Raw genomic sequence first — 26,006 nt, 5'->3', positions numbered from 1 at the left:
TGACGGTGTGTCAGTTGATTAAGGTGGACGAGTGAGCGAGCAGCAGCGGGCAGAGCAGGCAGGGCGGCCGTCGGAGCGGGCGGGGCGCCGGGTGGTCGTCGTCGGCGCGGGCATGGCGGGTGTGCAGACCGCGGTGGCCCTGCGGGAACAGGGCTTCACCGGCGCCGTCACACTGATCGGCGCCGAACCGCATCAGCCGTACGACCGACCCCCGCTGTCCAAGGCGGTGTTGCTCGGCAAGGCCGAGGAATCCGCCTTCGACATCGACTTCGAGGCGCTGGGCATCGCCTTGCGGCTGGGCTGCGAAGTCACCGGCGTACGCGCCGGGGACCATGAACTGGACACCGCCGCGGGACCCGTTCCCTACGACGCCCTGGTCATCGCCACCGGCGCCGAACCCGTCGTGCTGCCCGGCTCCGAGGGCGTACCGGGTGTCCATCTGCTGCGCACCCTCGACGACGCGGCGCGGCTGCGGCCCGTCCTGGACGCGCGGCACACCGTGGTGGTCGTCGGCGCGGGCTGGATCGGCGCCGAGTTCGCCACCGCGGCCCGGTCCGCGGGCTGCGCGGTCACCGTCGTCGAGGCCGCCGAACGGCCCCTCGCGGGCGCACTGCCCGCCGAGGTCGCGGCCCCGATGGCCGCCTGGTACGCGGAGAGCGGCGCCGACCTCCTCACCGGGGCCCGGGTGGCGCGCATCGAGCCCGGCGGCGTGGTCCTGACGGACGGCCGCACGCTCCCGGCCGACGCGGTCGTCGTCGGGATCGGCGCACGGCCCGCCACCGGCTGGCTGGCCGGCTCCGGCGTCGCGCTCGGGCCCGACGGATCGGTGACCGCCGACGCGGCGCTGCGCACCTCGCTGCCCGATGTGTACGCCGTCGGCGACTGCGCCTCGTTCCCCTCCGCGCGCTACGGGGCACGCCTGCTGGTCCATCACTGGGACAACGCCCTGCAGGGACCCCGTACCGCGGCCGCCCACATCATCGGCGCGGCCGGCGGGGACGGGGCGGAGCCGCCCGCCTACGACCCCGTGCCCTATTTCTGGTCCGAGCAGTTCGGCCGGTTCGTGCAGTACGCGGGCCACCACGGCGGCGCGGACACCCTGCTGTGGCGCGGCGATCCGACCGGTGCCGCCTGGTCGGTGTGCTGGCTGCGGGACGACGCCCTGGTCGCGGTACTCGCCGTCGGCCGGCCGCGCGACCTGATCCAGGGGCGCAAACTCATCGAGACGGGAACGCCGCTCGATCCGGAACGGGCCGGTGACGCGTCCGTACCGCTGAAGTCGGCGGTTCGTCAGTAGGCGTACGGACAGCGGACTTTGACGTCCGGTATGTGGACACCCCCTTGGGGGGCGGAGGAGATTGGTGCACTGCGCGTCTTCTTGAGTGGTCATTTTCCGGACTCTTCGAAGGATGCGCATGTTTCGGCACAGATGGGCCCGCGCGCTGCGCGGAATCTCCATGGCCCCGGCGTCGGTCGCCCTCGTCGGCGGCGCACTCGCGGCGCCGGCCCACGCGGTCACCGCCCCCAAGCCGGGTTCCGACCCGGCCGTCGACTACCAGGACCCGATCGACGCGCTGCCGCCGGTCTCCCGCCCGGACACCAAGCACTGCCCGGTGACGGCCGTCGACCACGACTTCGGCCACACCCGCGGCGGACCGCCGTACACCACCACTCTCACCCCGCCCGCGAAGTGCAAGGGTCCGTGGAACAAGGTCGTCCTCGACTGATCGGGCAGTGTGAAGGGGCGTCAGTACGACCGCCTCGCCGCGGTCTTCGTCGGTGGCGCGGAGGTCTTCCGCACCAGCACCGCCGAGCCCGACGACGACGGCATCAGCTGGCACGTCGTGACATCAGCGACTTCGCGCCGCTCCTCAAGGACCCGCAAAGCTCCAGCTCGAACTGGGCAACGTTGTCAACGAGACGTACACCGGTGTGTACAGGATCAAGCTGACGGTCACGTACTACCAGGCCGACAGGCGTCACCCGGCCGCCACCACGGCCGACCGCGTCGTCCCCCTCGGTGACACCAACTCCGGCAGCGACCCCTGGATGAGCGTCGGCAAGGGCGACTCCACCCGCACCGACGTCACCTTCCCGCGCAATCTGACCCACGCGCCTGGAGGTCTACGCCCGCGGCGGCGGCTGCGACGAGCAGTGGTTCGACGCGGTCTCCGCCAGCGAGCTGGCGGAGACCGCCCCGGACCACCTCTGCGGCGGCGGCCCCTACCGCGAGGTGCAGGTCACGGTGGACGGGCGGCCCGCGGGCCTCGCCCAGCCGTACCCCGTCGTGTACTCCGGCGGCATCGTGCCGACGCTGTGGCGCCCGATCCCGGCCATCGACCAGTTCAGGGCCGAGGCGTACGACATCGACCTCACCCCCTTCGCGGGTCTGCCGGCCGACGGCAAGCCGCACGCCATCGGCATCACCCCGTACGGCGCGGCCGACAGCTGGACCGTCGACGGCTCGCTCTTCCTCGGCACGGACGCGCACAAGGCCCGTACGAGCGGCAGGGTGACCACCAACACCCTCAGTCACACCCCGGTCGTGAAGACCGTCCAGACCCCGGGCAGGAACGGCTCCACGGACGTCCCCGTGCCGACCGGCCGCTCCTGGAAGATCTCGGGATACGTCGAGACCTCCAGGGGCCGGGTCACCACCACCGTCGCCGAGAAGTACCACGGCACCACGGCCACCGGGGCCTGCTGTGCGCGCTCCCTGACGACCGCCCACGGCTGGGTCACGGCCGACCTGCAGCACCACTGCCGCGTCCTTGACGTGGCCCGCGAGGCCCTGAAGGGCTGAGTCCGGGTATCGGCTGTCAGTCCGGGATGGCAGGCTTGTCCTGTGACCGAGATTGACGCAAAGATCGATGCTCTCGTCCCTGCCTGGCTTCACCTTCCCGACATCGCCGAAATGCTCGATGTCGAGGTGACGCGTGTGCGGCAGCTGGTCAAGGAGGGCCAGCTCATCGCCGTACGACGTGGTGAGAACCGGGCGCTCCAGGTGCCTGCCGCCTTCATCGACGGCAACAAGGTGGTCAAGGGCCTTTCGGGGACCCTGACGCTCCTGAGGGACGACGGCTACTCCGACGGAGAGATGCTGGAATGGCTCTTCACTCCCGACCCGACCCTGCCGGGCACGCCCGCGCAGGCTCTGAGTGAGAATCGTGGCACGGAGGTGAAGCGCCGCGCCCAGGCGCTCGCCGTCTGACCGACAGCCGTACACGCAGTACACGGGGATGCGGGCCGCACGGTGCGGCCCGCATCCCCTCCGCACCACCTGCCGAACGACCATCTGCCGAACGTCATCGCTTTCCCCGGGGGGAACCGCGCCATGTCCACGCCTCGCGCGCTGCTGTCCGATGCCCGGCTCTACCTGTGCACGGACGCACGCAGGCGCCAGGGGGACCTTCCCGAGTTCCTCGACGCGGTCCTCTCCGGCGGGGTGGACATCGTCCAGCTCCGCGACAAGGGGATGGAGGCGGCCGAGGAGCTCGAACACCTGGCGGTCCTCGCCGCCGCCTGCGAGCGCCACGGCAAGCTCCTCGCGGTCAACGACCGGGCCGACGTCGCCCATGCCATCGGCTCCGACGTGCTGCACCTGGGCCAGGGCGACCTGCCGGTGCCCGCCGCCCGCGCGATCATCGGCCGGGACGTGGTCATCGGCCGCTCCACGCACGCCGAGGCCGAGGTCGACGCCGCCGTCGCCGAGCCGGACGTGGACTACTTCTGCACCGGCCCCTGCTGGCCCACCCCGACCAAGCCCGGCCGGCACGCACCCGGCCTGGACCTCGTCCGGTACACCGCCTCGCTCGCCCCCGCGCGCCCGTGGTTCGCCATCGGCGGGATCGACGCCGGCAACCTCGACGAGGTGCTGGACGCCGGAGCGCGCCGGGTCGTCGTCGTACGGGCACTCACCGAGGCGTCGGATCCCGCTGCCGCCGCCGCCGAGCTGGCCGGAAGGATCCGCGACCGCGCCGACGCCTGATTCGGCGGGACGCACCCGCGGGGGCGGCGCGCAACTGCCCGAGCGGCGTGTTTGGGACATCCGTGTCCGAAGCGTGGACAAGTACCGGTCAATTCGGGCATATCCCGCCGGTTCGGTTGGGCGGCCGCCACGCCCTGGTTAACCTGCAGTTATGGCCCTTGGCACTCCCTCCACCAGGACAGATCGCGCACGCACCGTGCGTGAGATGCTCGCGACCGGCGAGACCTTGTACTCGTTCGAGTTCTGGGCGCCCAAGACCGAGAAGGGCGAGCGGAACCTCTGGAACGCGCTGCGCCGGGTCGAGGCGGTCGGGCCGAGCTTCGTCTCCGTGACCTACGGAGCCGGTGGTTCCACCCGGGCCGGGACGGTGAAGGCGACCCAGGACATCGCCGCCGAATCCACCCTCACCCCGGTCGCGCACCTCACGGCGGTCAACCACTCCATCGCCGAGCTGCGCAACATGGTCGGTCAGTACGCGGACGCCGGAATCCGGAACATCCTCGCCGTGCGCGGGGACCCGCCGGGCGATCCGATGGGCCCGTGGATCGAGCACCCGCAGGGTGTGCGGTACGCGGCCGACCTCGTCCGGCTGATCAAGGAATCCGGCGATTTCTGTGTCGGCGTCGCGGCATTTCCCGAGATGCATCCGCGCTCGGCCGACTGGGACACCGACATCCGGCATTTCGTGGACAAGTGCCGCGCCGGTGCGGACTATGCGATCACGCAGATGTTCTTCGACCCCGAGGACTATCTGCGCATGCGTGACCGGGCGGTCGCTGCGGGTTGCGAAACCCCGATCATCCCCGAGGTGATGCCCCTCACGAGCGTCCGCCAATTGGAGCGATTCCCCCAGCTCAGCAACGCGGCCCTGCCCCCAGCCCTGAAAGAACGCATCCTCGCCGCCAAGGACGATCCCGCCGCTGTACGCTCCATTGGCATCGACTTCGCAACGCAGTTCTGCGCGAAGCTGCTTTCCGAGGGTGTGCCCGGACTGCACTTCATCACGTTGAACAACTCGACGGCGACGCTCGAAATCTACGAGAATCTCGGACTGCACAAGCAGTCGTGACCGGCCGTACCCGCCGCGATCCGGGGCGGTGGCCGTAGAAGGGGGCGGGCATGGGCTGGACGGTCCTCTACATCGCGTTCGGCATCGTTGCGCTGTGGCTGCTCGGCGAGGTGCTGCTCCAGTACAAGGCGCGGCTGCGCTGGCGACTGCTCGCCTTCACCGGCTTCGTCGGTGTGGTCATCGGCGTCCTGATGCCGTCCGTGTTCGTCATCACGATCGGCGCGATCGCCTTCGCGACCGGCCAGACGTACGTCACGCTCTCGTTCCGGCGCGGCTTCTCGACCGGCTGGGCCATAGGGGGCAGCCCCGGTGAGAGCCGTCGCCGCCGCGGCAGCGGTGACCGAGAGCCCCAACTCCAGGTATCGGACCTGGAGATGGAGTACGACCACGGCGCACCGCCGGAGCCGTCCCACGCCCCGCAGAATCACGCGGCCGTCTACGAGCCGGAGCCGCTGCCCGACGACACCGGACAGTACGGCGTCTACACCGACCCCCGGCCGCAGCACGAGCAGCACCAGGAGCACCAGGAGCCCCAACCGTCCCAGGGCGAGCCGCAGTACGCCGCGTACGACCCCTACACCGACTACTCCGCGTACCCGGCGCAGGGCCAGGACGCGTACGGCGGCCAGGATGGCTACGCCGGTCAGGGGACGTACGCGGGCCAGGACGGCTACGCGGGAGCCGGGCAGTACGACTACGGCACGGACCACCAGCAGTACGCCGCCTACTCCGACCCGTACATCGGCACCGGAACGACCGCGGGCGCCCCGCAGTACGGCACGTACGACAGCTACGGCAACCACGACAGCAACGGCGGCCGGCAGCAGTACGCCGACCCGTACGCCCAGTCCCAGCAGTACGCCCCCGAGACCCCGCCGGGCGGCGTCTGGGTGCCGCAGCAGCGCGAGGGCGAGCAGTACCCCCCGATGCCCCCGGAGCAGACCGCACAGCCCGCCCCGTATCCGAACGGCTACGACACCGGCCACAACGACCAGTACCGCTACTGAGGCCGCCGGCCGGCGCGTACGGAAACCTGGCGGAACGGCCCCTCACTGGGAGCCGCGGAACCCGTCCCCCTCGACGATGAGGCCCGCGACCAGCGTTCCCGACATCCCCGCGTGCGCCAGCCCGCCGCCCGGATGCGACCAGCCGCCCGCCAGCAGCAGCCCGGGCACCCGGGTGCGGTTCCCCGGGTGCAGATACCCGCCCCCGGCCCCGGCCAGCGTGGGCGGGGGAACCGAGCCCCCCTCCGCGCCGGTCTCCGCCGCGGTCTCCGCGGGCGTCCGCACCTCCGCGTGGAGCAGCCGGTCCCGGAGGCCGGGCACCGCCGCACCCGCGGCGCCGATCAGGGTGTCCGCGTACCGCGCCCGCAACTCCGCGTCCGTCCAGTCCACCGGACCGTGCGGAGCGACCGTCGCCATCAGCGTCACGGCCTCGTGGGCCTCGTCAGGACGCGTCGAGGGGTCATCGGGGCGCAGCACCGTCACCGTGGGGTGCGCGGCGAGCCGGCCCCCGAACACCGCCTCGCGCTCGGCCGCTCCGTCCGCCGGATGCACCAGTGTCCGGTGCACGGCATCCGCGGGCCGGGCGCCGCGCAGTGACAGCAGGACCAGGAACCGGCCCGCTGCCCCGCCGCCGCCCGGTCGCGGCTGCACCGTCACATCACCGTCCTGCCAGAACTCCTGGCCAGGCATCAGCCCAAGGGGGTGCGGCCGCGCCCCCAGCACCACATGGGCGGCCTCCGCGACCGTCCCGTCGGCCAGCGCGACGCCCGCCGCCCGGCCGTCCTTCTCCACCACCCGGGCCACCTCGGCGCCGAAGACGAACTCCACCTTCCGCGCCAGGCACCGCTCGTACACCGCCTGCGCCAGCGCCCGCATGCCGCCGGAGACGTACCAACTGCCGAACGTCTCCTCCATGTACGGCAGCAGGGCCGCGCTCGCCGGGGCGTGCAGCGGATCCAGGCCGTAGGACAGCGCGTACCCGTCGAGGACGGCGGCCAGCCGGGGGTCCGCCAGCTCCCAGGAACCGACCTCCGCCACCGTGCCGGCCCGCAACGCGGGGCGCAGCAGCCGCCGTCGTACCGGCGCCGGGTACGGATCGCGCGTCAGCACCTGCCAGTCGGGGCGCAACGGCTCCTCCAGCAACGGCCGCCTGGAACGGTCCCAGGCATCCCTGGCCCGGTCCAGGAACGCACCCCAACTCGCACCCGCACCCTCGCCGAGCGCGCCGTCCAGCGCCGCGACGGTCCCGGCCCGCGAGGCGTTCGGCAGCGACACCGCGGTGCCGTCCGCGAAGACATGGCGGCTCGCCGGATCGACCTGGGTCAGGGTGACGCACCGCTCCAGCGGCTCCTTGCCCGTCTTCACGAACAAGTCGCGGTAGACCGCGGGCAGATGCAGCAGGGAGGGCCCGGTGTCGAACACGAAGCCGTCCCGGACATGGCGGCCGACCGAGCCGCCGAAGGTCTCCGACCGCTCGTACACCGTCACCCGGTGGCCTGCCACGGCCAGCCGGGCCGCCGCCGACATCGCGCCCATCCCGGCGCCGATCACCGCAATACGTGCCATGGCAGCGACCTTAACGGCCGCCACTGACAGCTCAGCCGTCAGGCCACTGGGAAACGGGGGCGGTCAGCCGCTTCTCCTCCCGCCGCTGCGCTCTGCGACGCAGGAACCGGCGGATACGGGAGGCGAGGAACGCCAGTATCACCAGGCCGAGCAGCAGCAGCGTCCCGGCGATTCCGGCCGCGATCACCGGATGGAACAGGGCGAACGTGACCACCCCGGCCACGCCCAGGTCCTCGACCGTGCTCATGGCGATGTTGCTGAACGGCTCGGGGGAGGTGTTGACCGCCATCCTGGTGCCCGCCTTCACCAGATGGCTCATCAGCGCGCTGGAACCACCGATGGCCCCGGCCGCGATCTCCGACAGCGAACCGTCCCCGCCCGCCAGCAGCGCCGCGACGACCGCCCCGGCGAGCGGCCTGATGAAGGTGTGCGCCGTGTCCCAGACCGAGTCCACGTAAGGGATCTTGTCGGCCACCACCTCGCACAGGAAGAGCACACCGGCCACGACGAGCACATCGGTGCGCTGGAGGGAGGCCGGCACCTCGTCGGTCACGCCGGTCGCGCCGAAGATGCCGAGCAGGAGGACCACCGCATAGGCGTTGATCCCGCTCGCCCAGCCGCTTGTGAATACCAGAGGGAGTACGGACACGGACGTGATCGTAACCAGATGGCGTACCGGCCCGGGAGGGCTTGGGTGCGCAGGTCTGAGTATCCGTACCCAGGGGGCGAGATGAGTAGGTACGCGGATGGGCCGCGACCTGCGCGGACGGCAGAGTAGGGACCACGGAAGGGGCGCTGCGCCGGTACCGCCGGCACGGGGCGGCGGAGCAGGCGCGGCACCCCGTCCGGAACGGGGGTGCGCGACGGAGGGCCCGGGGACCACGGGGGAACACGGGGGTCACGGGGGACGGTTCTCCGGCAGCACGGATATCGCCGGTCAGGTGGGGCTCGGGGGGATCGAGCCCCAGCTGACCGGCGTTTTCGTGCGTCCGGGCCGCCGGGCGGAGCCCGGGTCAGCGCCCGCTGACCCGCCCGTGCAGCAGCAGGGACAGCGCCGAGTGCACGTCGTCGATCGACCGCTCGGGCTGGAACGCCTGCCAGTCCAGCGCCGCCACCAGCACCATGCCGACCAGCGCGGCCGCCGTCAGCGGGATGTCGATCTCCTCGCTGAGCTCGCCTCCCGCGACCCCCTCCCTGAGCACTCCCTCGACCACGGCGACGGCCTCCTGGCGCACCACCAGCAGGGTTGCCTGCCAAGCCCGGTTCGTGCGCCACAGTTCGGCCACGTACAGCTGGGTGAAGGCGGGATAGCGGTCGATGAAGGCCAGACCGGCCCGGATCATGGCGTCCAGCGCCTCGACCCGGGTGCCACCGCGCTCGTCGGTCTCCTCGGCCGCGGAGCGCAGCGAGGCGGTGAGCAGCCCGACGCCGTGGCGCAGCAGCTCCTCGAAGAGTTCGGTCTTGCTCTTGAAGTTGTAGTAGACCGTGCCCTTGGCGACCCCGGCGCGTTCGGCGATCTCGTCCACGGTGGTGGCCGAGAAGCCCTTCTCGGCGATGAGGGTCACGGCAGCCTCGTAGAGCTTCTGCCGGGTGGCCTGGCGGCGCGTGGTGCCACTGCTTTCCATGCTCATGATTCTCACAGGTCCGGGAGCACTCACAGGCTCAGCTCCGGGTGCAGCCGGTCCAGCGTCCACATCTGCTTGCGGCGCGCGGAGACTGCGGTCAAAGCGAGCGCCCCCGCGGTGAAGGCCAGCAGCACCGCGCAGCCCTGCCAGACCGGGCCGAGCCCGCCGCCCGTGATCAGCCGGCGCAGCCCCTCGACGACGTAACTCATCGGCAGGTAGGGATGGATCGCGTTGAAGAAGCCCGGACTGGTCTGCACGGGGTACGTACCGCCGGCCGAGGTCAGCTGGAGCATCAGCACCGCGAGTACGAGGATGCGTCCCGCCGCACCGAAGCGGGCGTTCAGCCACTGCACGATCGCGGCGAAGCAGCACGTCACCAGCGCCAGGAAGCCGATCGTCCCGGCGGCCCGGACCATCTGCAGGCCGAGTCCCCAGTGCAGTACGGACATCAGCGCGGCCACCTGGAGCAGCCCGATCGCGGCCACCGGCAGCCAGCCCGCGAGGGCGATCCGCCAGGCCGGGGCCCCGGCGGCCAGTGCGCGCCGGTTGAGCGGCTGGATCAGCATGTACGCCACCATCGCGCCGACCCAGAGGGAGAGCGGGATGAAGTAGGGGGCGAAGCCGGTGCCGTAGTTGGGGGCGGCGTGCAGCGACTGGGAGGCCAGTTTCACCGGGTCGGACATGACTCCCGTACGCGCGTCGCGGTCCTCCTTGTCGTAGTCGGGGATCTTGCCGACACCGTCGTTGAGGTCCTCGGCGAGCGTGGCCGAACCGTCGCCGAGCCGGATCATTCCGCTGTCCAGGCTCGTCGCGCCCTTCTTGAGGTCGCCGACCCCGGTGTTCAGCTCGGCCGAACCCGACTTGGCCGTGGACAGGCCGGTGTGCAGCCGGACGGCGCCCTTGGCGACCTCGTGGGCGCCGGAGTTGAGCGCGTTGATCTTCTTGACCGCGCCGTCCAGGTCCTCGCCCAGATGCGGTGAGCGCGCGGCGAGGGCGTCGGCCTGCCCCTGCAGCGTGGTCAGCCGGCCGCGCAGCTCGGTGAGGTCCCCGTGCTGGTTCTTGACCAGGGCGTTCACATCGTCGGCCACGGCCGCGACATCGGCCGCCGCCGTCACGGCACGCTTCAGCGGCCCGCACACGGTGGCGTCGGGGAGCGGCTGTTCCTCGCAGCGGGTGCGGTGGACGTCGGCGAGATCGTCGGATGCCGTGTGCGCGGCGGTGGCGGCGGCGGGCGCCGCCTTCACGAGCGCGTCGAGGTTGTCCCGTACGGTCTGCGACGAATCGGCGACCAGCCGCGCCGTGTCGCCGACCGACTTCCCGTTGTCCTTCAGGAACGGGCGGACATCGGCCGCCACCCCGTTGACCTTGTCGGCGAGCAGTTGGGTGCCGTCCGCGACCTGGCGTGAGCCGGTCTCCAGGCTGCTCGCGCCGGTGTCCAGCCTGACGATGCCGCCGGCCAGTTCGCTGCTGCCGGCCTTCGCGTCCTTCAGTCCGTCCGCGAGGTCCTTCGAGCCCTTCTTCGCCTTGCTGATCCCGCCCTTGAGATCGTCGGCGCCCTTGGCCGCCTTCGCCGTCGCGTCGTGGAGGTCGGAGAAGTTGATGAAGATCCGGTCGAGGAAGCCGCGTGAGGCGTTGGCCGAGGCGGCGGTGCGGACCTCGGAGAAGACCGTCCGGGAGATCTGGCCGACGATGTAGTTGTTGGCGTCGTTGGTGCGCACCTGGAGTGCGCCGGTCTCGGGGGAGTCGCCCCCACTGGAGGCGATGCGCTTGCTGAGGTCCGACGGCATGGTCAGCGAGAGGTAGTACGTACCGTCCTCGACGCCCTTGTCCGCCTCGGCGGCACTCACCTCGTGCCACTCGAAGACCTTGGAGTCGAGCAGCTTGCCGGTGATCTCGTCCCCGGCCGCGATGCGCTTTCCCTCGGCGGTGGCGCCCTTGTCGTCGTTGACCAGGGCGACCGGGATGCGGTCCAGGCGGCCGTAGGGGTCCCAGAACGACCACAGGTACAGGGCGCCGTAGAGCAGCGGCAGCAGCAGGAGCGCGGCCAGTGCCGCGCGCGGCAGCCGCCCCCTGCCGAAGCGCCTCAGCTCAAGAGTGGCCAGTCTCGGCGAACGCATCGGCCGTCCCTTCGTCGTCCGTGGGGTCCGCCGGCTCAGCGGCGTCGGTGGTGGTGGTGGAGGGGTGTGCGGCCCCGGTGGTGTCCGTGCGTACGGTGACCGCGTCCTCGGGGGCCTGGCTGCACACGGCCAGCACGGTCGTTCCGCCGGCGGCGAGGGAGCGCAGCAGCCCCCACGCCTCGGCGCGTTCGGCGTCGGAGAGTTTGAGATCGGCGTCGTCCACCGCGATCAGCCCCGGCCGGCCGATCAGCGCGAGCGCGAGGGCGAGCCGCAACGCCTCCAGCCGCTCCAGATCCCGTACGGACGTCCGCTCGGCCTTGGGCAGGGTGGCGGGGTCGAGTCCGACGGCGTCCAGCGCCGCGTCGATCCGGGCCCGGGCCGTGGCGACGCGCTCACGGCGCGGACGCAGCAGGGCGCGCAGGGAGCCGTCGTAGCGGCGCTGGAGCAGGGCGCGTTCGCGCAGGTGCTCGGCGACCGTGAAGGCCGGGTCGAGCTCGCTGACCGTGGGCACCGGCCCCAGTGCGGCGATGCGTCGTACGGCGGCGGCCCGGCGCGGCAGGCGCAGGCCGCCGGTCTCGGCGTGGCCCTCGGTGGGGCGCATCCGGCCGGTGAGAGCGAGCAGCAGGCAGGTGCGGCCGGAGCCGGACGGGCCCTCGATCGCGATCAGGGAGCCGGGCCCGGCGCTGAAGGTCACACCGCGGAAGGCCCAGCCGCGGGGCCCTTTGAGCCCGAGGTTCTCGGCGGCGACGGCTGCCCCGTGCGGGCTGTCCACAGACCCTCTCCGTTCGTTTGTACTGACTGGTCAGTACAAGAAGGTAGCCCGAACTCGCGATCGAAGCAAAACGCCAGGTCAGGGCGTAACCGACGCCGATTGTCAGTGGTGGCCGTCACGATGGATACAGACGGCCACGAAGCCGTTACGAGACAGGAGGTTCTGTCATGGCCCACTCGTCCGCAGCAGCCGCTCCGCGACGCCGCGCAGACGGCCCTGCCCCCTCACCGACCGGTCCGGCGCACGATGTCCACCCCGTTCTCCGGCGCGCCACGGCGCCACCCGCCGCTCTCGATCTCCTCGCCCAGGCCCACGCCGGCCTCGAAGAGGCAGCTGTTCTCGATGTGCCCAACGAGCGGTACGCCACCGCCCACCTCGCCGCGCTGCGCGCCGCCGCCGCTGTTCTCGCCGTCCGGGGGCGCCCCGAGACCTCCCGTCGGCGCCGGGAGAGGATCCGCAGCGCCTGGGAGGTCCTCCCGGAAATCGCCCCTGAGCTGACCGAGTGGAGCGCCCTGTTCGCCTCGGGCGCCGGCCGGCGGGCCCGCGCGGAAGCGGGCATACCCGGTGCGGCGGGCCGGCGCGACGCGGACGACCTGCTCCGGGACGCGGCGATGTTCCTGCGCCTGGTGGAGCGGCTGCTGGTCCTCCAGCCGGTGCTCCCGCAGGCCCGCAGGGAGCGGCCCGACGAGTGATGGCGGTGCGGGCGGCGCGAGGCAATAGGGTGGACAGGACCTATCACCTGCACTGTTCACGCTCCGCCGTCAGCGGCGGCACCGTGCCGAGGAGTCAACTGCCGTGTCGGACCCGCTGCGCCCCCGCGCCTCCCTACGTACCGCCGTGGTCTGGGAGGTCCTCAAGGACGCCCTCGACCGTCAGGTCAAGGCGACCGGCAGGGACGCCCTGGACGTACTGGACACAGGCGGCGGTACGGGCAACTTCGCCGTACCGGTGGCACGCCTCGGCCACCGGGTCACCGTCGTCGACCCCAGCCCCAACGCGCTGTTCGCGCTGGAGCGCCGCGCCGCCGAGGCCGGGGTCGCCGACCGTGTCCGCGGTGTCCAGGGCGACATCCTCGGCCTGTTCGACGTGGTCGAGCGCGGTGGCTACGACGCGGCGCTCTGTCACGGCGTCCTCGAGTACGTGGACGACCCCGCCGCGGGCGTACGGAACGCGGTCGACGCGCTCCGCCCGGCCGGTGCCCTCAGCCTGCTCGCCGCCGGGCTGGGCGGCGCGGTCCTGGCCCGGGCGCTCGCCGGTCACTTCACCGAGGCCAAGCAGGCGCTCAGCGACCCGGCGGGCCGCTGGGGCGACGGCGACCCGATGCCCCGGCGGTACACGGCGGACCAGCTCACCGAGCTGGTCTCGGCGGCCGGTGCCGAGGTCGGTGCGGTCCACGGCGTACGCGTCTTCGCGGATCTCGTACCCGGTGTCCTGGTGGACACCGAGCCCGGTGCGATGGAAGCGCTGCTCAAGCTGGAGACGGCGGCCGCCGAACTGCCGGCTTTCCATTCGGTGGCGACCCAGCTGCACGTTCTGGGCACCAAGCATGCCTGAGGCACCGGCCGGATCACGCTGCTAGCGCGGCTGATCAGCGACGCAGCCGCAGACGGAGTACGGCCCAGCAGACCCGATCAGAGCATCGGCCCCGTATGATCGGGGGACACCATCCGGCATGACGGATCGGAGGTTGGGGAATCAACGCCTCAGCAGCTGAGCCGTCGTGGCGGCCCGGACTGGCTGATTGGCAGAAGAGGGCGGGTTTCACGGGGACGATTCCCTGCCTATCCTGGAAGGGCCGCATACCGGCCGCCCCCCGCGGCCGACGACGAGGAGGACTCCGTGCCGCTCTCGGAGCACGAGCAGCGAATGCTCGAGCAAATGGAGCGAGCGCTGTACGCCGAAGATCCCAAGTTCGCGACAGCGCTCGAGGGAAGCGGGCTGCGTACGTACACCCGGCGACGGGTCTACCAGGCAGTTGCTGGCTTCCTGGTGGGTATCGCGCTCCTCATGGCCGGAATGGTCGCCCAGCAGATCTGGATCAGCGTGGTGGGGTTCCTCGTCATGCTGGGCTGCGCGGTGCTCGCGGTCACGGGTTGGCGCAAAGCGCCCAAGCCCGGTGAGCAGCAACAGGCAGCCGGGGCCGGAGGCGGGGGCGAGCGTCGACAGCCCAAACAGCGCCGGACCGTGATGAACCGGATTGAGCAGCGGTGGCAGCGTCGCCGCGATGAGCAGGGCCAGTAAGAGCTTCGGACACTTACGGGTGAGGGGCGGCCGCACTTCTGCGGCCGCCCCTCACCGCTGTGCCCGCACGTTTTTCCTCACATGTGCTTCCTCACACGTGCGCCCGCGACGGGACCGCACCGGGCGGACCGCGTGCCCTCGACCGCCGGGCGCGCCGGGAACCGTACCAGGCGCGGAGACCCGCCGGATCCGGCCCCGGGGAAGGGGCCGGACCCGCCGGGCGTGGGTATCAGCCCTCCTGGCGGGACGGGCGGCGCAGCCACGTGGGGCGTTGGGGCATGCTCCACCGGGCGGTCAGGGCTGCCCGGCGTTCCGAGGCCGCCCACACCACCCGTACGGCCGATCGCGGCGCCACGACCGCGCGGAACCGGGCGAACCGGCCGACGGAGGCCCCCAGCGCGGTCCGTGCCGCCCGCACGTCCTCCGAAAGCCCTGCAGCGGGCCGTGGCTCCGGCGCGTAGAGCACTTGCTCCACCGCGCCCGCCACCCGGTGCACGGCCGCGGCCCCGTCGGTGTCGAGCTGTCCCAGCCGCACGATCCGGGCCGCGGCCTTGCGCGGGGTCAGGGACTCGTCCGGGGCGATGCCGTGATCCCACGCCGTGTCGGTGATCTCCCGCCAGGCCGCCAGCGTCCTGGCGGTGGCATCGCCAGGCGTACGCCCGGCGGAGAAGCTCAGCCTCCGGGTCCGTGCCCGGATCCGCCAGAGCATCGGCAGCAACGGCAGCAGCAGTACGAGCACCACCAGCAGGGCCACGCCGAGCACTGCGCCCGTCGGCGTCCCCGAGTCCGTCGGTCCCACCGCTCCGGGGGCCACCGTGCTGCCGCACTCGCCCTGCTTGCGCATCTGCGGCGGGCAGCTGTCCGAGGCGGACGGCACGACCGGCGTCGCGGCCGACGCGCCCGACTCCGGGCGGGCCGGATCGGCCGCGTCACCGGAAGGAGCGTCCGGCACGGTGTACGACGGCGCGGTGCCGCGCGAGGGCGTCGGCTCGAAGCGGGTCCAGCCGACGCCCTCGAAATACAGTTCCGGCCAGGCGTGCGCATCGCGCAGCCCGACCGACAGCGAACCGTCCGACTGCGCGGTACCGGGGGTGAAGCCCACGGCGACCCTGGCCGGTATCCCGAGCGTCCGGGCCATCGCGGCCATCGTGAAGGAGAAGTGGACGCAGAAGCCCCGCTTGTCCTTCAGGAAGCGGCCGATCGCCGCGCTGCCGGTGCCGGAGTTCACCGAGGTGTCGTAGGTGAACCCGCCCTCCGAGGCGAAGTAGTCCTGCAGCTTCACCGCCTGCTCGTAGGCGTTGCCGGCGCCCCTCGTCACCTCGTCGGCCGTCTCCCTGACCACCTTCGGCAGTGAGCCGGGCACCTGGGTGTACTCGCGCTGAAGGGCGGCCGGGGCCGGGCCCGCGTCGGCGAGCTGGTCCGACGTCGGCTGCACGGACAGGCTGGAGACCTGGTACTGCGCACCCCGGGTCGTCTCCCCGTCGTCACCGACGAGGGTGCGTCCCTCGGATTCGTACCGCCAGTGCCCACCGATCCTGACCTCGGTCGCCGGATAGGGGAGGGGAAGGTAGGTCTGCCGGTACGAACCGGACGCGGAGATGTTGGAGCTGATCTCCGTGACGGCGACCTCCGGGGACAGACCCCCAGGACTCGGGAGCCGCTTCGGTACGTCCTTCAGCCGACGGGTCGAGGCCCGCCATTCGTTTCCGTTGAACTGGTCCAGCGCCAGGATCCGCAGATAGAAGTCCTGCGGACTGTTCGAGTTGGTGCGATACGACATCACCTGCCGGTTCTCCGGCTGGTTGAGGTTGTTCTGCAAGGAGACCAGCGGGTTCACCGCGGAGATGGTGCCGCCACCGCCTCCTCTGCCGTTGCCGCCCCCCGTGCCGGCCAGCAGGCCGCTGTCGAGAGCGGGCAGCGCCGCGGGTACGACCAGCGCGATTCCCAGGGCCAGCGCGCCGATTCGGCGCCCCGTGCGCACCGGGGCGAGCGCCCCGCCGCCCGAGAGGTCGCCACCGGCCGGACCACCCCTGGACCTGGCAGCGCCGGCGAAGACCCGCCCCCACTGGGAGAGCCGGTCGCGCCCTTCGGCCAGCAGCAGAAGCAGATAGCCGCAGGCGGCGAGGAGGAACCACAGCCAGTCCGTGCCGCCGTCCGACAGCCCGGCCGCGACGGAGTACAGAGCCAGCAGGGGCAGTCCGGCCGGCGCGGCACTGCGGAAGGTCACCGCCAGCGCGTCCACCGCCAGCCCGACCAGCAGCACACCGCCCACCAGCATCAGCCGGATGCCCGGCGTGGCCGGCGCCGGAATCGCGTACCGGCCGACGTCATCGGCACCCGCCGACAGCAGATCAGCGAGTTGCCGCACGGCCTGGGGGCCCGGCAGGAACCCGGCCACCGCCTGCTCCCGGGCGAACGCCACGGTCAGCAGCACCAGCATGACCAGCACCTGCGCGGCGACGGTCAGCAGCCGCGGCAGCGGCACCCGGCGGCCGAGCACACCCACGCCGTACTGGACGGCAAGCAGGAACGCGGCCCACAGCATCCAGCTGGCCGGGTCGACCAGCGGCAGCATCGAACATGCCGCCATCAGCGTCGCCGCAAAGGCGCACAGCGCCAGCCGACCACGACCGCTCATGACCGTCCCCTCATGACCAACCACTGGAGAAACCTGTCGTACCGCCCGTTGTGCCGCCCACGGCGGCGGACTGCGTCAGCGAACCCAGATGGCTCGCCTGCTGCCACAGCCGGGCGAGATCCGCTCCCGGCTTGACCGCGACCGCCGTCCAGCCCGACTCGCGCAGCAGCCGCAGCCGCTGCTCGGACGCCGCCTCGGTGGCGGGCGATTCACCGTGCACCCAGGCGGCGCTGTCCAGCACGAACGCGACGGCGCCGCCACTGCGCTGCCGCATCCGGGCAGCCACCGCCGCCTGCTCCTCGTCCAGGTCGCCGAGGAAGGCGATCAGCAGGCCCTCGTTGCCGCCGCGCAGCACGTCGTACGCACGGGAGAGCCCGCCCCCGTCGGAGTGGTCGACGACGGCAAGGGTGTCCATCATCAGCCCGGCCGCGGCCGCGGAGTCCTGGCCGGAGCCGGCGTGGCCGTCCGGCAGCGCGTCGCCCTCGTCCGTCAGCAGCCGGACCGCGAAGCCCCGTTCCAGCATGTGCACCAGCGCGGAGGCGGCCCCCGAAACGGCCCACTCGAACGCCGAGTCGGGCCCCGTCCCCTGATACGCGATCTGCCTGGTGTCCAGCATCACCGTGCATCTGGCCCGCTGCGGCTGCTCCTCGCGGCGCACCATCAGCTCGCCGTAGCGCGCGGTGGAGCGCCAGTGGACCCGGCGCAGATCGTCGCCGTGCCGGTAGCCGCGCGGAATCACGTCGTCCTCGCCGGCCAGCGCCAGCGACCGCTGCCGCCCCTCGCCGTACCCGGAGGACTCGCCCGCCAGCCGTACCGGCGGCAGCGGCTCGGTGCGCGGGATGACGACGAGCGTGTCGTAATCGCTGAACGAGCGCGTCAGCTCGCACATCCCGAACGGATCGCTCAGCCGCAGTTGCAGCGGACCGAGCGGATAGCGCCCCCGCAGATCGGACCGCACCCGGTAGGACACATCGCGCCGGCCGCCCGGCTCCACCCGGTCCAGGACGAAGCGGGGCCGCGGCCCGAGCACGTACGGCACCCGGTCCTGGAGCATCAGCAGACCGGTGGGCAGCCGGGAGATGTTGTCCATCCGCAGATGGACCCGCGCCTCGGTGCCCGCGGGCACCCGGGACGGCGAGAGCCGCCGGGTGCCCGCGACCCGGTAGCGGGTCCGGAAGAGCACCGTCACACAGACCAGCGGCAGCACGGCGAGCAGCAGCCCGACGCGCAGCAGGTCCGCCTGGCCCAGCACATAGGCGCAGACCGCGGCGGCGATGCCGGCCGCGAGGAAGGACCTTCCGCGCGTGGTCAGCCCGCTCAGCGCGGCCCGCAGACCACCCTTGTCATCGCTGTCGTCCATCGCGCTGGGCCCCCCGGCGGTCATCAGAGCCGCCGTACGCCGGGCTGCTGCCGACTGCCGTACGAGGCGCCCGGCTGATGCTGCGGCACCGGGACGGACGCGCCGCCCGCCGCGGTCGGCACCGGTGTCTGCTGGAGGATCTCCAGCACGACCTGCTCGGCGGTACGGCGGTTCAGCTGGGCCTGTGCGGTCGGCAGCAGACGGTGTGCGAGCACCGCGACCGCCAGCGCCTGCACGTCGTCGGGCAGGCAGTAGTCCCGGCCGCTCAGTGCCGCGGAGGCCTTCGCCGCACGCAGGAGATGCAGGGTGGCGCGCGGCGAGGCGCCGAGTCTGAGATCGGGATGGCCGCGGGTGGCCCCGACGAGCTGCACCGCGTACCGGCGGACGGCGTCGGCGACATGGACCGTCCGTACCGCTTCGATCAGCTTCACGATGTCGTGTGCGTGCGCCACCGGCTGCAGATCGTCGAGGGGCGAGACGCCGCCGTGCACATCGAGCATCTGGAGCTCGGCCTCGGGGCTGGGATAGCCGATCGACACCCTGGCCATGAACCGGTCGCGCTGGGCCTCGGGCAGCGGATACGTGCCCTCCATCTCCACCGGGTTCTGGGTGGCCACGACCATGAACGGGTCGGGCAGCTCATAGCTGTGCCCGTCGATCGTGACCTGGCGCTCCTCCATCGACTCCAGCAGCGCGGACTGGGTCTTGGGCGAGGCGCGGTTGATCTCGTCGCCGATCACGATCTGGGCGAAGATCGCGCCCGGTTTGAACTCGAACTCGCGACGCTGCTGGTCGAAGATGGACACCCCGGTGATGTCCGAGGGCAGCAGGTCCGGTGTGAACTGAATGCGTCGCACCGAGCAGTCGACGGACCGTGCCAGCGCCTTGGCCAGCATGGTCTTGCCGACGCCGGGAACATCCTCGATCAGCAGATGTCCCTCCGCGAGCAGCACGGTCAGCGAAAGCCGTACGACCTCAGGCTTGCCCTCGATCACACTCTCCACCGACCTGCGCACCCGCTCCGCTGTGGTGGTCAGATCTGTGAGGCTCGCTCGATCGTCATAGGTCGTCACCCGGCCCTCCTCGGCCCTGCCCCACGCTCACCAGGAGCACGGGATTCCCCAGTCACGGGCCGGTGCCCTTGTGCGGCCCGGCCCTCCCCGAAATACGGACACCTCGCCGGACGACGTCCGGCGGGGTGCCACACCCGCATTCTTGTTGCGGTTACCGCTTCGTGTCACTCGCCTGTGGACAACTCGGGGCGATATGCCGGGTTGAGAGGGTTTTTCGACGCCCGATGGGCTCTTCCCGGAGGTCAGGAAGTCGGAAGGATCTCGCGCAGCAGACCGCTGGTCACATCGAAGACGAAGCCGCGCACATCATCGTTGTGCAGCAGGAACGGCGAGGTGCGGACACGCTGCATCGACTGCCGCACGTCCTGGTCCGCGTCACTGTAGGCCTCCACGGCCCAGACGGGGCGCTGGCCGACCTCCGCCTCCAGCTCCTGACGGAACTCCTCGGTGATCGACTCCATGCCGCAGTTCGTGTGGTGGATCAGTATCACGCTGCGGGTGCCGAGGGCCCGCTGGCTGATGGTCAGCGAGCGGATCACGTCGTCGGTGACCACGCCGCCCGCGTTGCGGATGGTGTGGCAGTCGCCGAGCGCCAGACCGAGCGCCTTGTGCAGGTCGAGCCGGGCGTCCATGCAGGCGACCACGGCGACGCGCAGCACCGGCTTCGCGTCCATGCCGGGATCGCTGAACTCGGCCGCGTAGTGGACGTTCGCCTTGACGAGGTGGTCGGTGACCGTGCCACCGGTGCGGGCCTGGCCGGCGACGGGGGCGGAAGGCTCGGCGGGGGAATGCGCGGAAGTCGACATGGACAAGACGTTAGTCGCGCCGGCCGCTCCGGCGTGGCGTGGAAGCGGACAAAGAACGTCAACGGCATTTGTTGTGAGGTAACCCACAAGCCTCACACTCGGTCACCCGACCGGGTGAACAAAAGGGAGGGCCGACGCGCTGCCGGGTTGATTGATCGGGAATCGATCGAATGGCAGGGTGGACTAAAGTGACGGGAAGTTACCGACACCCTGCACATTCCGAATTTCCCCGTGTGCGCGGCGTCCGTACGGCCCGGCCCTCTCCCGCTCGCCGGTCGGCTGACGCCACTTCCCCGGCGCCGGCGGACCTCCCCTTCGCGAGCGGGCGGGGACCAGGCCGTACGTGCAGCCACCCGGGACCTGAGCCTGAGAGGGCGCATGAGCCAGACCCGACACGTCCCGGTGATGCTCCAGCGGTGCCTGGACCTGTTGGCCCCGGCTCTCGAGGCACCGGGACCGCAGCCGCCCGTGGTCGTCGACTGCACGCTGGGCCTCGGCGGACACAGCGAGGCACTGCTCTCCGCCTTCCCCACCGCCCGGCTGATCGCGCTGGACCGGGACAGGGAGGCGCTGCGTCTCTCGGGCGAGCGGCTCGCCCCCTACGGCGACCGCGCCACACTGGTGCACGCCGTGTACGACGAACTGCCCGAGGTGCTCGCCCGGCTCGGCGTGCCCAAGGTCCAGGGAATCCTGTTCGACCTCGGCGTCTCCTCCATGCAACTGGACGAGGCCGACCGAGGGTTCGCGTACGCCCAGGACGCCCCGCTCGACATGCGCATGGACCAGACGACCGGCATCGGTGCGGCCGAGGTGCTCAACACCTACCCGCCGGGCGAACTGGTCCGGATCCTGCGGGCGTACGGCGAGGAGAAGCAGGCCAAGCGGATCGTCTCCGCCGTCGTCCGCGAACGCGAGAAGGAACCCTTCAGCAACAGCGCCAGGCTCGTCGAGCTGATCCGTGACTCGCTGCCGCAGGCCGCCAAGCGCACCGGCGGCAACCCCGCCAAACGCACCTTCCAGGCACTGCGCATCGAGGTGAACGGCGAGCTCTCCGTGCTGGAACGGGCGATCCCGGCCGCCGTGCGGAGCCTCGACGTCGGCGGGCGCATCGCCGTCCTCTCGTACCACTCGCTGGAGGACCGGCTGGTCAAGCAGGTGTTGGCGGCCGGCGCCGCCAACACCGCTCCGGCCGGGCTCCCGGTCGTCCCCGAGCGCTACCAGCCCCGGCTGAAACTGCTGACGCGCGGCGCGGAGCTGCCCACCGAGGAGGAGGTCGCCGAGAACCGGCGCGCCGCCCCCGCCAGGCTGCGCGGTGCCCAGCGGATCCGGGCGGAGGAGCGATGAGCCCCCGGAGCCCCGGCGCCCGCACAGCGGCGAGGGACGGGGCGGCGCGGTGAGCAAAGCGGCCGGGCAGTTGAAAGGGCGTGCCGCACGGCTCACCCGGCTGATGCCGGCCGGGCCGAGCAAGGCGGCCCGGACCCCCTTCGTGCTGCTGGTCGTCCTGCTCCTGGGCGGCGGCCTGATCACCCTGCTCCTGCTGAACTCCGCGCTCAACGAAGGATCGTTCCGGCTGAGCGAGCTGAAGAAGCGGACCACCGACCTCACCGACGAGCAACAGGCGCTCCAGCACGACGTCGACAGTTCCGCCGAGCCCGACGCCCTGGCCCGGCGGGCCCGGGAACTGGGCATGGTCCCCGGCGGCAGCCCCGTCTTCCTGGGCCCCGACGGCACGGTCCGGGGCGTGCCCTCGGCCGCCGCAGCCGAGCCGGCCACCGCGTCGCCGCAGAAGACCACCGTGCCGCCGCCGCAGCCCGCCGCACCGCCGCAGCCCGCCGCGAGCCCGGCACCCGCCTCCGGTCCGCCCGGCCCCACCCCTGCGGGCAGCGCGGCCGGCGCCCCCGCGGCCGGGCCGAGTACGCCCGCGGCAGGGTCCGGCACCCCCGCGGCCGGGCCGGGCGGCTCGGCGAGCCCCCGTACCCCGGCAGACCAGCCCTCCACGAGCCCCGGCAGGTGACGCAGTGCCCTCCAAGGAACCACCGCGCCGCCGGGTCCCCGGCCCGGCACGCCCCCGTAACGCGGCGGCCCGCTCCGGCCGTCCCCGCCCCGACGCACGACGGCGGTCCTCGTCCGCCGCTCCGCGCGGGCGGGCGCCACGCAGCCGCTCCGGCCGTCCGCTGCGGCTCGGCAGCCCGCGCCCGCGGCTGCGGATGGTCAGCCTCGCCCTGACCCTCGTCATGATCGCGTTCGTCGTCAGGCTCCTCCAGGTCCAGGCCGTCGATGCCAGCGCGTACGCCGCCAAGGCCGACATGAACCGCTACCTCAGCTACACCGTCGCCGCCGAGCGCGGCGAGATCACCGACCGCAGCGGCATCGCGCTGGCCACCAGCGTCGACGCGTACGACATCACCGCCGACCCCAAGATGTTCACACCGGCCGACAGCAAGGCCCCGGACGCCCCCCAGCAGGCGGCTGCCCTGCTCGCGCCCATCCTCGGCACCGACGCCGCCGAGTTGACGAAGAAGCTGGCGAAGCCCAAGAGCCGGTACGCGGTGCTGGCCCGCCGGCAGACCCCGCAGGTCTGGAAGCAGATCAAGGACCTCAAGTCGGTCTTCGCCGAGAAGGCCCGCAAGGACAAGGCGGCCGGCGGCCCCGGAGCCAATGTGCTGGCCGGTGTCTTCCAGGAGTCGACCACCAAGCGGGTCTATCCCAACGGCGGGCTCGCCGCCGGGATACTGGGTTACGTCAACGCCGAGGGCAAGGGCGCGGGCGGCCTGGAATCGCAGCTGGACAAGGAGCTCGCGGGCGAGGACGGCACGATCAAGTACGCCCAGTCCGGCGGCCGCCGGGTGCCCACGGCAGGCACCAAGGAGGTCCCGGCCGTCGCGGGCTCCGACATCGAACTGACCATCGACCGCGACATCCAGTGGGCGGCCCAGAAGGCCATCTCCGACCAGGTGAAGAAGTCCAAGGCCGACCGCGGCTACGTGATCGTGCAGAACACCCGGACCGGCGAGGTGCTCGCCATGGCCAACGCCCCCGGCTTCGACCCCAACGACCTCTCGCAGGCCGACGCCGCGTCGCTGGGCAACGCCGCGCTCCAGGACGCGTACGAGCCCGGCTCCACCAGCAAGGTCATGTCCATGGCCGCAGTGCTGGAGGAGGGCGTCGCCACCCCCGGCACCCACGTCACAGTCCCCAACCGGCTGCACCGCGGCGACCGGCTCTTCAAGGACGACATCGACCACCCCACCTGGTACCTGACGCTCAACGGCGTACTCGCCAAGTCCAGCAACATCGGCACCATCCTGGCCACCGGGCAGCTCGGGAAGACCCAGGCCCAGGCCAACAAGACCCTCTACTCCTACCTGCGCAAGTTCGGCATCGGCTCACCGACCGGACTCGGCTACCCGGGTGAGACCCCCGGCATCCTCGCCAAGCCGCAGGACTGGTCGACCTCGCAGCAGTACACGATCCCGTTCGGCCAGGGGCTCTCGCTCAACGCCGTGCAGGCCGCCTCGATCTACTCCACGATCGCCAACGGCGGCGTCCGGATCGAACCGACCCTCGTCCGCGGCACCAGGGGAGCCGACGGCCGCTTCACCGCCGTGGACGCACCCGAGCAGTCCCGGGTGGTCAGCGAGAAGACAGCCAGGACACTCGCGAGCATGCTGGAGTCGGTGGTCGGTGACGAGGAGGGCACCGGAACGAAGGCCAAGATCCCCGGCTACCGGGTCGCGGGCAAGACCGGTACGGCCAACCGGGTCGATCCGGTACGCGGCGGCTACCACGGCTACACCGCGTCCTTCGCAGGCTTCGCCCCCGCCGACAACCCCCAGATCACCGTCTACTGTGCGATCCAGAACCCCACCAGGGGCGGCTATTTCGGCGGCCAGATCTGCGGACCCATCTACAAGCAGGTCATGGAATTCGCACTGAAGACGCTTCAGACCGCGCCGTCCGGCAGCGAGCCGGCCAGGCTGCCGGTGTCCTTCAAACCCGGCGAGTGAACTCGGGGAGACCATCAGTGACAACCATCACCCCTGATTCCGGGAACCGGAACGGGAACCACCGCGACCCCGCCCCCTCGCTTCGCGAGAGGCCGGGTGCTCCCGGTACGCTCACCGCCGTGCCCCACGCTGAACAGTTCCGAACCACCCAGAAGGACGCCCCTGTGAACTACCCGGGAGCGCCCCGCCCGGATCGGCTCCGGCCGACCTCCATCGGTGAACTGGCAGCCCGGCTGGGAGTCGAACCGCCGGGCACCGGCGAAGTCACCGGCATCACCCATGACTCCCGGGCCGTACGCCCCGGAGACCTGTACGCCGCCCTGCCCGGTGCCCGACTCCACGGCGCCGACTTCACCGCCCAGGCGGCCGGCCTCGGCGCGGCCGCCATCCTCACCGACCCGTCCGGTGCCGAACGCGCCGCCGCCACCGGACTTCCGGTACTGGTCACCGAGGACCCGCGCGGCCGGATGGGCGAACTCGCCGCCGAGATCTACGGACACCCAGGCACCGACCTGCTGCAGATCGGCATCACCGGAACCTCCGGCAAGACCACCACCGCCTACCTCATCGAGGGCGGCTTCCGCGGCGCCGGACGCAGCACCGGCCTGATCGGCACCGTGGAGATGCGAATCGGCGACGAGCGCATCAAGTCCGAACGGACCACCCCCGAGGCCACCGACCTGCAGGCCCTGTTCGCCGTCATGCGCGAACGCGGCGTCGACGCGGTGACCATGGAGGTCTCCAGCCACGCCCTGGTGCTGGGCCGGGTCGACGGCTGCGTCTTCGACGTCGCGGTCTTCAACAACCTCAGCCCCGAGCACATGGAGTTCCACTCCGGCATGGAGGACTACTTCCAGGCCAAGGCGCGGCTGTTCACCCCGCAGCGCAGCAGGCAGGGCGTCGTCAACTTCGACGACGAGTACGGCCGCAGGCTGATCACCGAGGCATCCGTCCCGGTCACCACCTTCTCCGCCGAGGGCCACCCTGACGCCGACTGGCGGGCCGAGGACGTCGAGGTCGGCCAGCTCGGCTCCACCTTCACCGTCGTCGGCCCCGAGGACGAACGGGCCACCGCCAGGGCCCCGCTGCCCGGACCGTTCAACGTCGCCAACACCCTGGCCGCGATCGTCACCCTCGCGGTCGCGGGCATCGACCCGCAGACCGCGGCCGACGGCGTCGCCGTCGTGCCCGGGGTGCCCGGCCGGCTGGAGCGGGTCGACGCCGGACAGCCGTATCTGGCACTCGTCGACTACGCGCACAAGACCGACGCCGTCGAATCGGTGCTCCGCTCCCTCCAGAAGGTCACCGAGGGCAAACTGCACATCGTTCTCGGCTGCGGCGGCGACCGTGACGTCACCAAGCGCGGCCCGATGGGCGCCGCCGCGGCCCGGCTCTCCGACACCGCCGTACTGACCTCCGACAACCCCCGCTCCGAGGACCCCCTGGGCATCCTCGCGGCCATGCTCGCCGGCGCCGCCGAAGTGCCCGTGCACGAACGCGGTGACGTCCTGGTCGACGCCGACCGGGCCGCCGCCATCGCCGCCGCGGTCGGCCGTGCCGGACCCGGCGACACCGTACTCATCGCAGGCAAGGGCCACGAGCAGGGCCAGGACATCCACGGAGTGGTGCGCCCCTTCGATGACCGGGTGGTCCTGCGCGAGGCCATCGCGCGGTCCCTGGCACACGAGAGCTCCGCCCACCGTGCCGCCACCCACGAGAACAACAGTCAGGGATGACCAA

The 26,006-nt window shown here is 71.8% G+C and carries 23 protein-coding genes and 2 pseudogenes; 16 read left to right on the top strand and 9 right to left on the bottom strand.

What is annotated here, in order from left to right:
• Window positions 1–31: 31 nt before the first annotated feature.
• The 9 genes and pseudogenes from FHX80_RS04735 to FHX80_RS04710 all read left to right on the top strand — a co-directional run bounded on the left by FHX80_RS04735 (window position 32) and on the right by FHX80_RS04710 (window position 6,064).
• The gene (locus FHX80_RS04735; RefSeq protein WP_145763038.1) at window positions 32–1,297 is read left to right on the top strand and encodes an NAD(P)/FAD-dependent oxidoreductase; all 1,266 of its coding nucleotides are present in this window, start codon (window positions 32–34) and stop codon (window positions 1,295–1,297) included.
• A 118-nt stretch (window positions 1,298–1,415) separates the two neighbouring features.
• Window positions 1,416–1,727 carry a hypothetical protein gene (locus tag FHX80_RS35460; RefSeq protein ID WP_244318136.1) on the top strand — a complete coding sequence of 104 codons (312 nt, stop codon included), beginning with the start codon at window positions 1,416–1,418 and terminating at the stop codon, window positions 1,725–1,727.
• A 9-nt stretch (window positions 1,728–1,736) separates the two neighbouring features.
• A pseudogene (locus tag FHX80_RS36340) lies at window positions 1,737–1,796 on the top strand (hypothetical protein); the annotation flags it as partial.
• A gap of 136 nt (window positions 1,797–1,932) precedes the next feature.
• Window positions 1,933–2,052: pseudogene (locus FHX80_RS36335) on the top strand (hypothetical protein); the annotation flags it as partial.
• A gap of 64 nt (window positions 2,053–2,116) precedes the next feature.
• Window positions 2,117–2,803, top strand: coding sequence for a peptide-N4-asparagine amidase (locus tag FHX80_RS36330; RefSeq protein WP_280118768.1), 687 nt, complete (start codon window positions 2,117–2,119; stop codon window positions 2,801–2,803).
• A 42-nt stretch (window positions 2,804–2,845) separates the two neighbouring features.
• Window positions 2,846–3,211, top strand: coding sequence for an Rv2175c family DNA-binding protein (locus FHX80_RS04725; protein ID WP_145763037.1), 366 nt, complete (start codon window positions 2,846–2,848; stop codon window positions 3,209–3,211).
• 123 nt (window positions 3,212–3,334) lie between these two features.
• The gene (thiE, locus tag FHX80_RS04720) at window positions 3,335–3,988 is read left to right on the top strand and encodes a thiamine phosphate synthase (protein ID WP_145763036.1); all 654 of its coding nucleotides are present in this window, start codon (window positions 3,335–3,337) and stop codon (window positions 3,986–3,988) included.
• Window positions 3,989–4,139: 151 nt separating this feature from the next.
• Window positions 4,140–5,057, top strand: a complete 918-nt coding sequence (gene metF / locus FHX80_RS04715) for a methylenetetrahydrofolate reductase [NAD(P)H] (RefSeq protein WP_145763035.1) — start codon at window positions 4,140–4,142, stop codon at window positions 5,055–5,057.
• Window positions 5,058–5,107: 50 nt separating this feature from the next.
• Window positions 5,108–6,064, top strand: a complete 957-nt coding sequence (locus FHX80_RS04710; protein ID WP_145763034.1) for a chromosomal replication initiator protein DnaA — start codon at window positions 5,108–5,110, stop codon at window positions 6,062–6,064.
• A gap of 42 nt (window positions 6,065–6,106) precedes the next feature.
• On the opposite strand, the gene FHX80_RS04705 is transcribed toward FHX80_RS04710, so the two are convergent.
• The 5 genes from FHX80_RS04705 to FHX80_RS04685 form a co-directional block, all read right to left on the bottom strand.
• Window positions 6,107–7,627, bottom strand: coding sequence for a phytoene desaturase family protein (locus FHX80_RS04705; protein ID WP_167523358.1), 1,521 nt, complete (start codon window positions 7,625–7,627; stop codon window positions 6,107–6,109).
• 31 nt (window positions 7,628–7,658) lie between these two features.
• A complete protein-coding gene (locus tag FHX80_RS04700) occupies window positions 7,659–8,276 on the bottom strand; it encodes a DUF4126 domain-containing protein (RefSeq protein WP_145763033.1) in 618 nt (205 codons plus the stop codon).
• A gap of 364 nt (window positions 8,277–8,640) precedes the next feature.
• Window positions 8,641–9,252, bottom strand: coding sequence for a TetR/AcrR family transcriptional regulator (locus tag FHX80_RS04695; RefSeq protein WP_145763032.1), 612 nt, complete (start codon window positions 9,250–9,252; stop codon window positions 8,641–8,643).
• A gap of 29 nt (window positions 9,253–9,281) precedes the next feature.
• Entirely contained in the window at window positions 9,282–11,369 is a 2,088-nt protein-coding gene (locus FHX80_RS04690; RefSeq protein WP_145763031.1) for a YhgE/Pip family protein, read from the bottom strand.
• Window positions 11,341–12,141 carry an ATP-binding cassette domain-containing protein gene (locus FHX80_RS04685; protein WP_145763030.1) on the bottom strand — a complete coding sequence of 267 codons (801 nt, stop codon included), beginning with the start codon at window positions 12,139–12,141 and terminating at the stop codon, window positions 11,341–11,343. The genes FHX80_RS04690 and FHX80_RS04685 overlap by 29 nt, the downstream gene beginning before the upstream one ends.
• Window positions 12,142–12,308: 167 nt before the next feature.
• Between FHX80_RS04685 and FHX80_RS04680 the strand changes: the two genes are divergently transcribed.
• The 3 genes from FHX80_RS04680 to FHX80_RS04670 all read left to right on the top strand — a co-directional run bounded on the left by FHX80_RS04680 (window position 12,309) and on the right by FHX80_RS04670 (window position 14,382).
• Complete coding sequence (locus FHX80_RS04680) at window positions 12,309–12,833, top strand: SAV_6107 family HEPN domain-containing protein (RefSeq protein WP_145763029.1); 525 nt, start codon at window positions 12,309–12,311, stop codon at window positions 12,831–12,833.
• 103 nt (window positions 12,834–12,936) lie between these two features.
• Window positions 12,937–13,695: a methyltransferase gene (locus FHX80_RS04675; protein ID WP_145763028.1), complete on the top strand. Its 759-nt coding sequence runs from the start codon at window positions 12,937–12,939 to the stop codon at window positions 13,693–13,695.
• Window positions 13,696–13,980: 285 nt separating this feature from the next.
• Window positions 13,981–14,382 carry a DUF3040 domain-containing protein gene (locus tag FHX80_RS04670; RefSeq protein WP_145763027.1) on the top strand — a complete coding sequence of 134 codons (402 nt, stop codon included), beginning with the start codon at window positions 13,981–13,983 and terminating at the stop codon, window positions 14,380–14,382.
• 229 nt (window positions 14,383–14,611) lie between these two features.
• Here the strand turns inward: FHX80_RS04670 and FHX80_RS04665 are convergent, their stop codons facing one another.
• The 4 genes from FHX80_RS04665 to FHX80_RS04650 all read right to left on the bottom strand — a co-directional run bounded on the left by FHX80_RS04665 (window position 14,612) and on the right by FHX80_RS04650 (window position 20,259).
• Window positions 14,612–17,020: a transglutaminase TgpA family protein gene (locus FHX80_RS04665; protein ID WP_145763026.1), complete on the bottom strand. Its 2,409-nt coding sequence runs from the start codon at window positions 17,018–17,020 to the stop codon at window positions 14,612–14,614.
• 10 nt (window positions 17,021–17,030) lie between these two features.
• Complete coding sequence (locus FHX80_RS04660) at window positions 17,031–18,404, bottom strand: DUF58 domain-containing protein (protein WP_145763025.1); 1,374 nt, start codon at window positions 18,402–18,404, stop codon at window positions 17,031–17,033.
• Window positions 18,404–19,453 (bottom strand): AAA family ATPase, encoded by a 1,050-nt coding sequence (locus tag FHX80_RS04655; protein ID WP_145763024.1) that lies wholly within the window; start codon window positions 19,451–19,453, stop codon window positions 18,404–18,406. The genes FHX80_RS04660 and FHX80_RS04655 overlap by 1 nt, the downstream gene beginning before the upstream one ends.
• Window positions 19,454–19,695: 242 nt before the next feature.
• Entirely contained in the window at window positions 19,696–20,259 is a 564-nt protein-coding gene (locus tag FHX80_RS04650) for a beta-class carbonic anhydrase (RefSeq protein ID WP_145763023.1), read from the bottom strand.
• A 378-nt stretch (window positions 20,260–20,637) separates the two neighbouring features.
• On the opposite strand from FHX80_RS04650, the gene rsmH reads away from it, so the two are divergent.
• From rsmH to FHX80_RS04630, 4 genes are all read left to right on the top strand, one after another.
• The gene (gene rsmH / locus FHX80_RS04645) at window positions 20,638–21,603 is read left to right on the top strand and encodes a 16S rRNA (cytosine(1402)-N(4))-methyltransferase RsmH (RefSeq protein ID WP_145763022.1); all 966 of its coding nucleotides are present in this window, start codon (window positions 20,638–20,640) and stop codon (window positions 21,601–21,603) included.
• Window positions 21,604–21,706: 103 nt separating this feature from the next.
• A complete protein-coding gene (gene ftsL / locus FHX80_RS04640; protein WP_145767075.1) occupies window positions 21,707–22,273 on the top strand; it encodes a cell division protein FtsL in 567 nt (188 codons plus the stop codon).
• Window positions 22,274–22,277: 4 nt separating this feature from the next.
• Complete coding sequence (locus FHX80_RS04635; RefSeq protein ID WP_145763021.1) at window positions 22,278–24,266, top strand: peptidoglycan D,D-transpeptidase FtsI family protein; 1,989 nt, start codon at window positions 22,278–22,280, stop codon at window positions 24,264–24,266.
• Between the two features lie 17 nt (window positions 24,267–24,283).
• Complete coding sequence (locus FHX80_RS04630) at window positions 24,284–26,002, top strand: UDP-N-acetylmuramoyl-L-alanyl-D-glutamate--2,6-diaminopimelate ligase (protein WP_145763020.1); 1,719 nt, start codon at window positions 24,284–24,286, stop codon at window positions 26,000–26,002.
• The last annotated feature ends 4 nt before the right edge of the window (window positions 26,003–26,006 follow it).

It is taken from the genome of Streptomyces brevispora (genome assembly GCF_007829885.1).
Taxonomy (GTDB): Bacteria; Actinomycetota; Actinomycetes; order Streptomycetales; family Streptomycetaceae; genus Streptomyces; species Streptomyces brevispora.
The sequence above is the reverse complement of the archived record's forward strand: the minus strand, read 5'-3'. Positions and strand labels throughout refer to the sequence as shown.

What these genes read in the sequence shown, in the direction of transcription:
- FHX80_RS35460 (WP_244318136.1), top strand. Translation starts at nt 1,416, where the DNA reads ATGTTTCGGCACAGATGGGCCCGCGCGCTGCGCGGAATCTCCATGGCC.
- FHX80_RS04690 (WP_145763031.1), bottom strand. Translation starts at nt 11,369, where the DNA reads ATGCGTTCGCCGAGACTGGCCACTCTTGAGCTGAGGCGCTTCGGCAGG.
- FHX80_RS04705 (WP_167523358.1), bottom strand. Translation starts at nt 7,627, where the DNA reads ATGGCACGTATTGCGGTGATCGGCGCCGGGATGGGCGCGATGTCGGCG.
- FHX80_RS04680 (WP_145763029.1), top strand. Translation starts at nt 12,309, where the DNA reads ATGGCCCACTCGTCCGCAGCAGCCGCTCCGCGACGCCGCGCAGACGGC.
- FHX80_RS04660 (WP_145763025.1), bottom strand. Translation starts at nt 18,404, where the DNA reads ATGACCGCCGGGGGGCCCAGCGCGATGGACGACAGCGATGACAAGGGT.
- thiE (WP_145763036.1), top strand. Translation starts at nt 3,335, where the DNA reads ATGTCCACGCCTCGCGCGCTGCTGTCCGATGCCCGGCTCTACCTGTGC.
- FHX80_RS04665 (WP_145763026.1), bottom strand. Translation starts at nt 17,020, where the DNA reads ATGAGCGGTCGTGGTCGGCTGGCGCTGTGCGCCTTTGCGGCGACGCTG.
- FHX80_RS04650 (WP_145763023.1), bottom strand. Translation starts at nt 20,259, where the DNA reads ATGTCGACTTCCGCGCATTCCCCCGCCGAGCCTTCCGCCCCCGTCGCC.
- ftsL (WP_145767075.1), top strand. Translation starts at nt 21,707, where the DNA reads ATGCCGGCCGGGCCGAGCAAGGCGGCCCGGACCCCCTTCGTGCTGCTG.
- metF (WP_145763035.1), top strand. Translation starts at nt 4,140, where the DNA reads ATGGCCCTTGGCACTCCCTCCACCAGGACAGATCGCGCACGCACCGTG.
- rsmH (WP_145763022.1), top strand. Translation starts at nt 20,638, where the DNA reads ATGAGCCAGACCCGACACGTCCCGGTGATGCTCCAGCGGTGCCTGGAC.
- FHX80_RS04695 (WP_145763032.1), bottom strand. Translation starts at nt 9,252, where the DNA reads ATGGAAAGCAGTGGCACCACGCGCCGCCAGGCCACCCGGCAGAAGCTC.
- FHX80_RS04710 (WP_145763034.1), top strand. Translation starts at nt 5,108, where the DNA reads ATGGGCTGGACGGTCCTCTACATCGCGTTCGGCATCGTTGCGCTGTGG.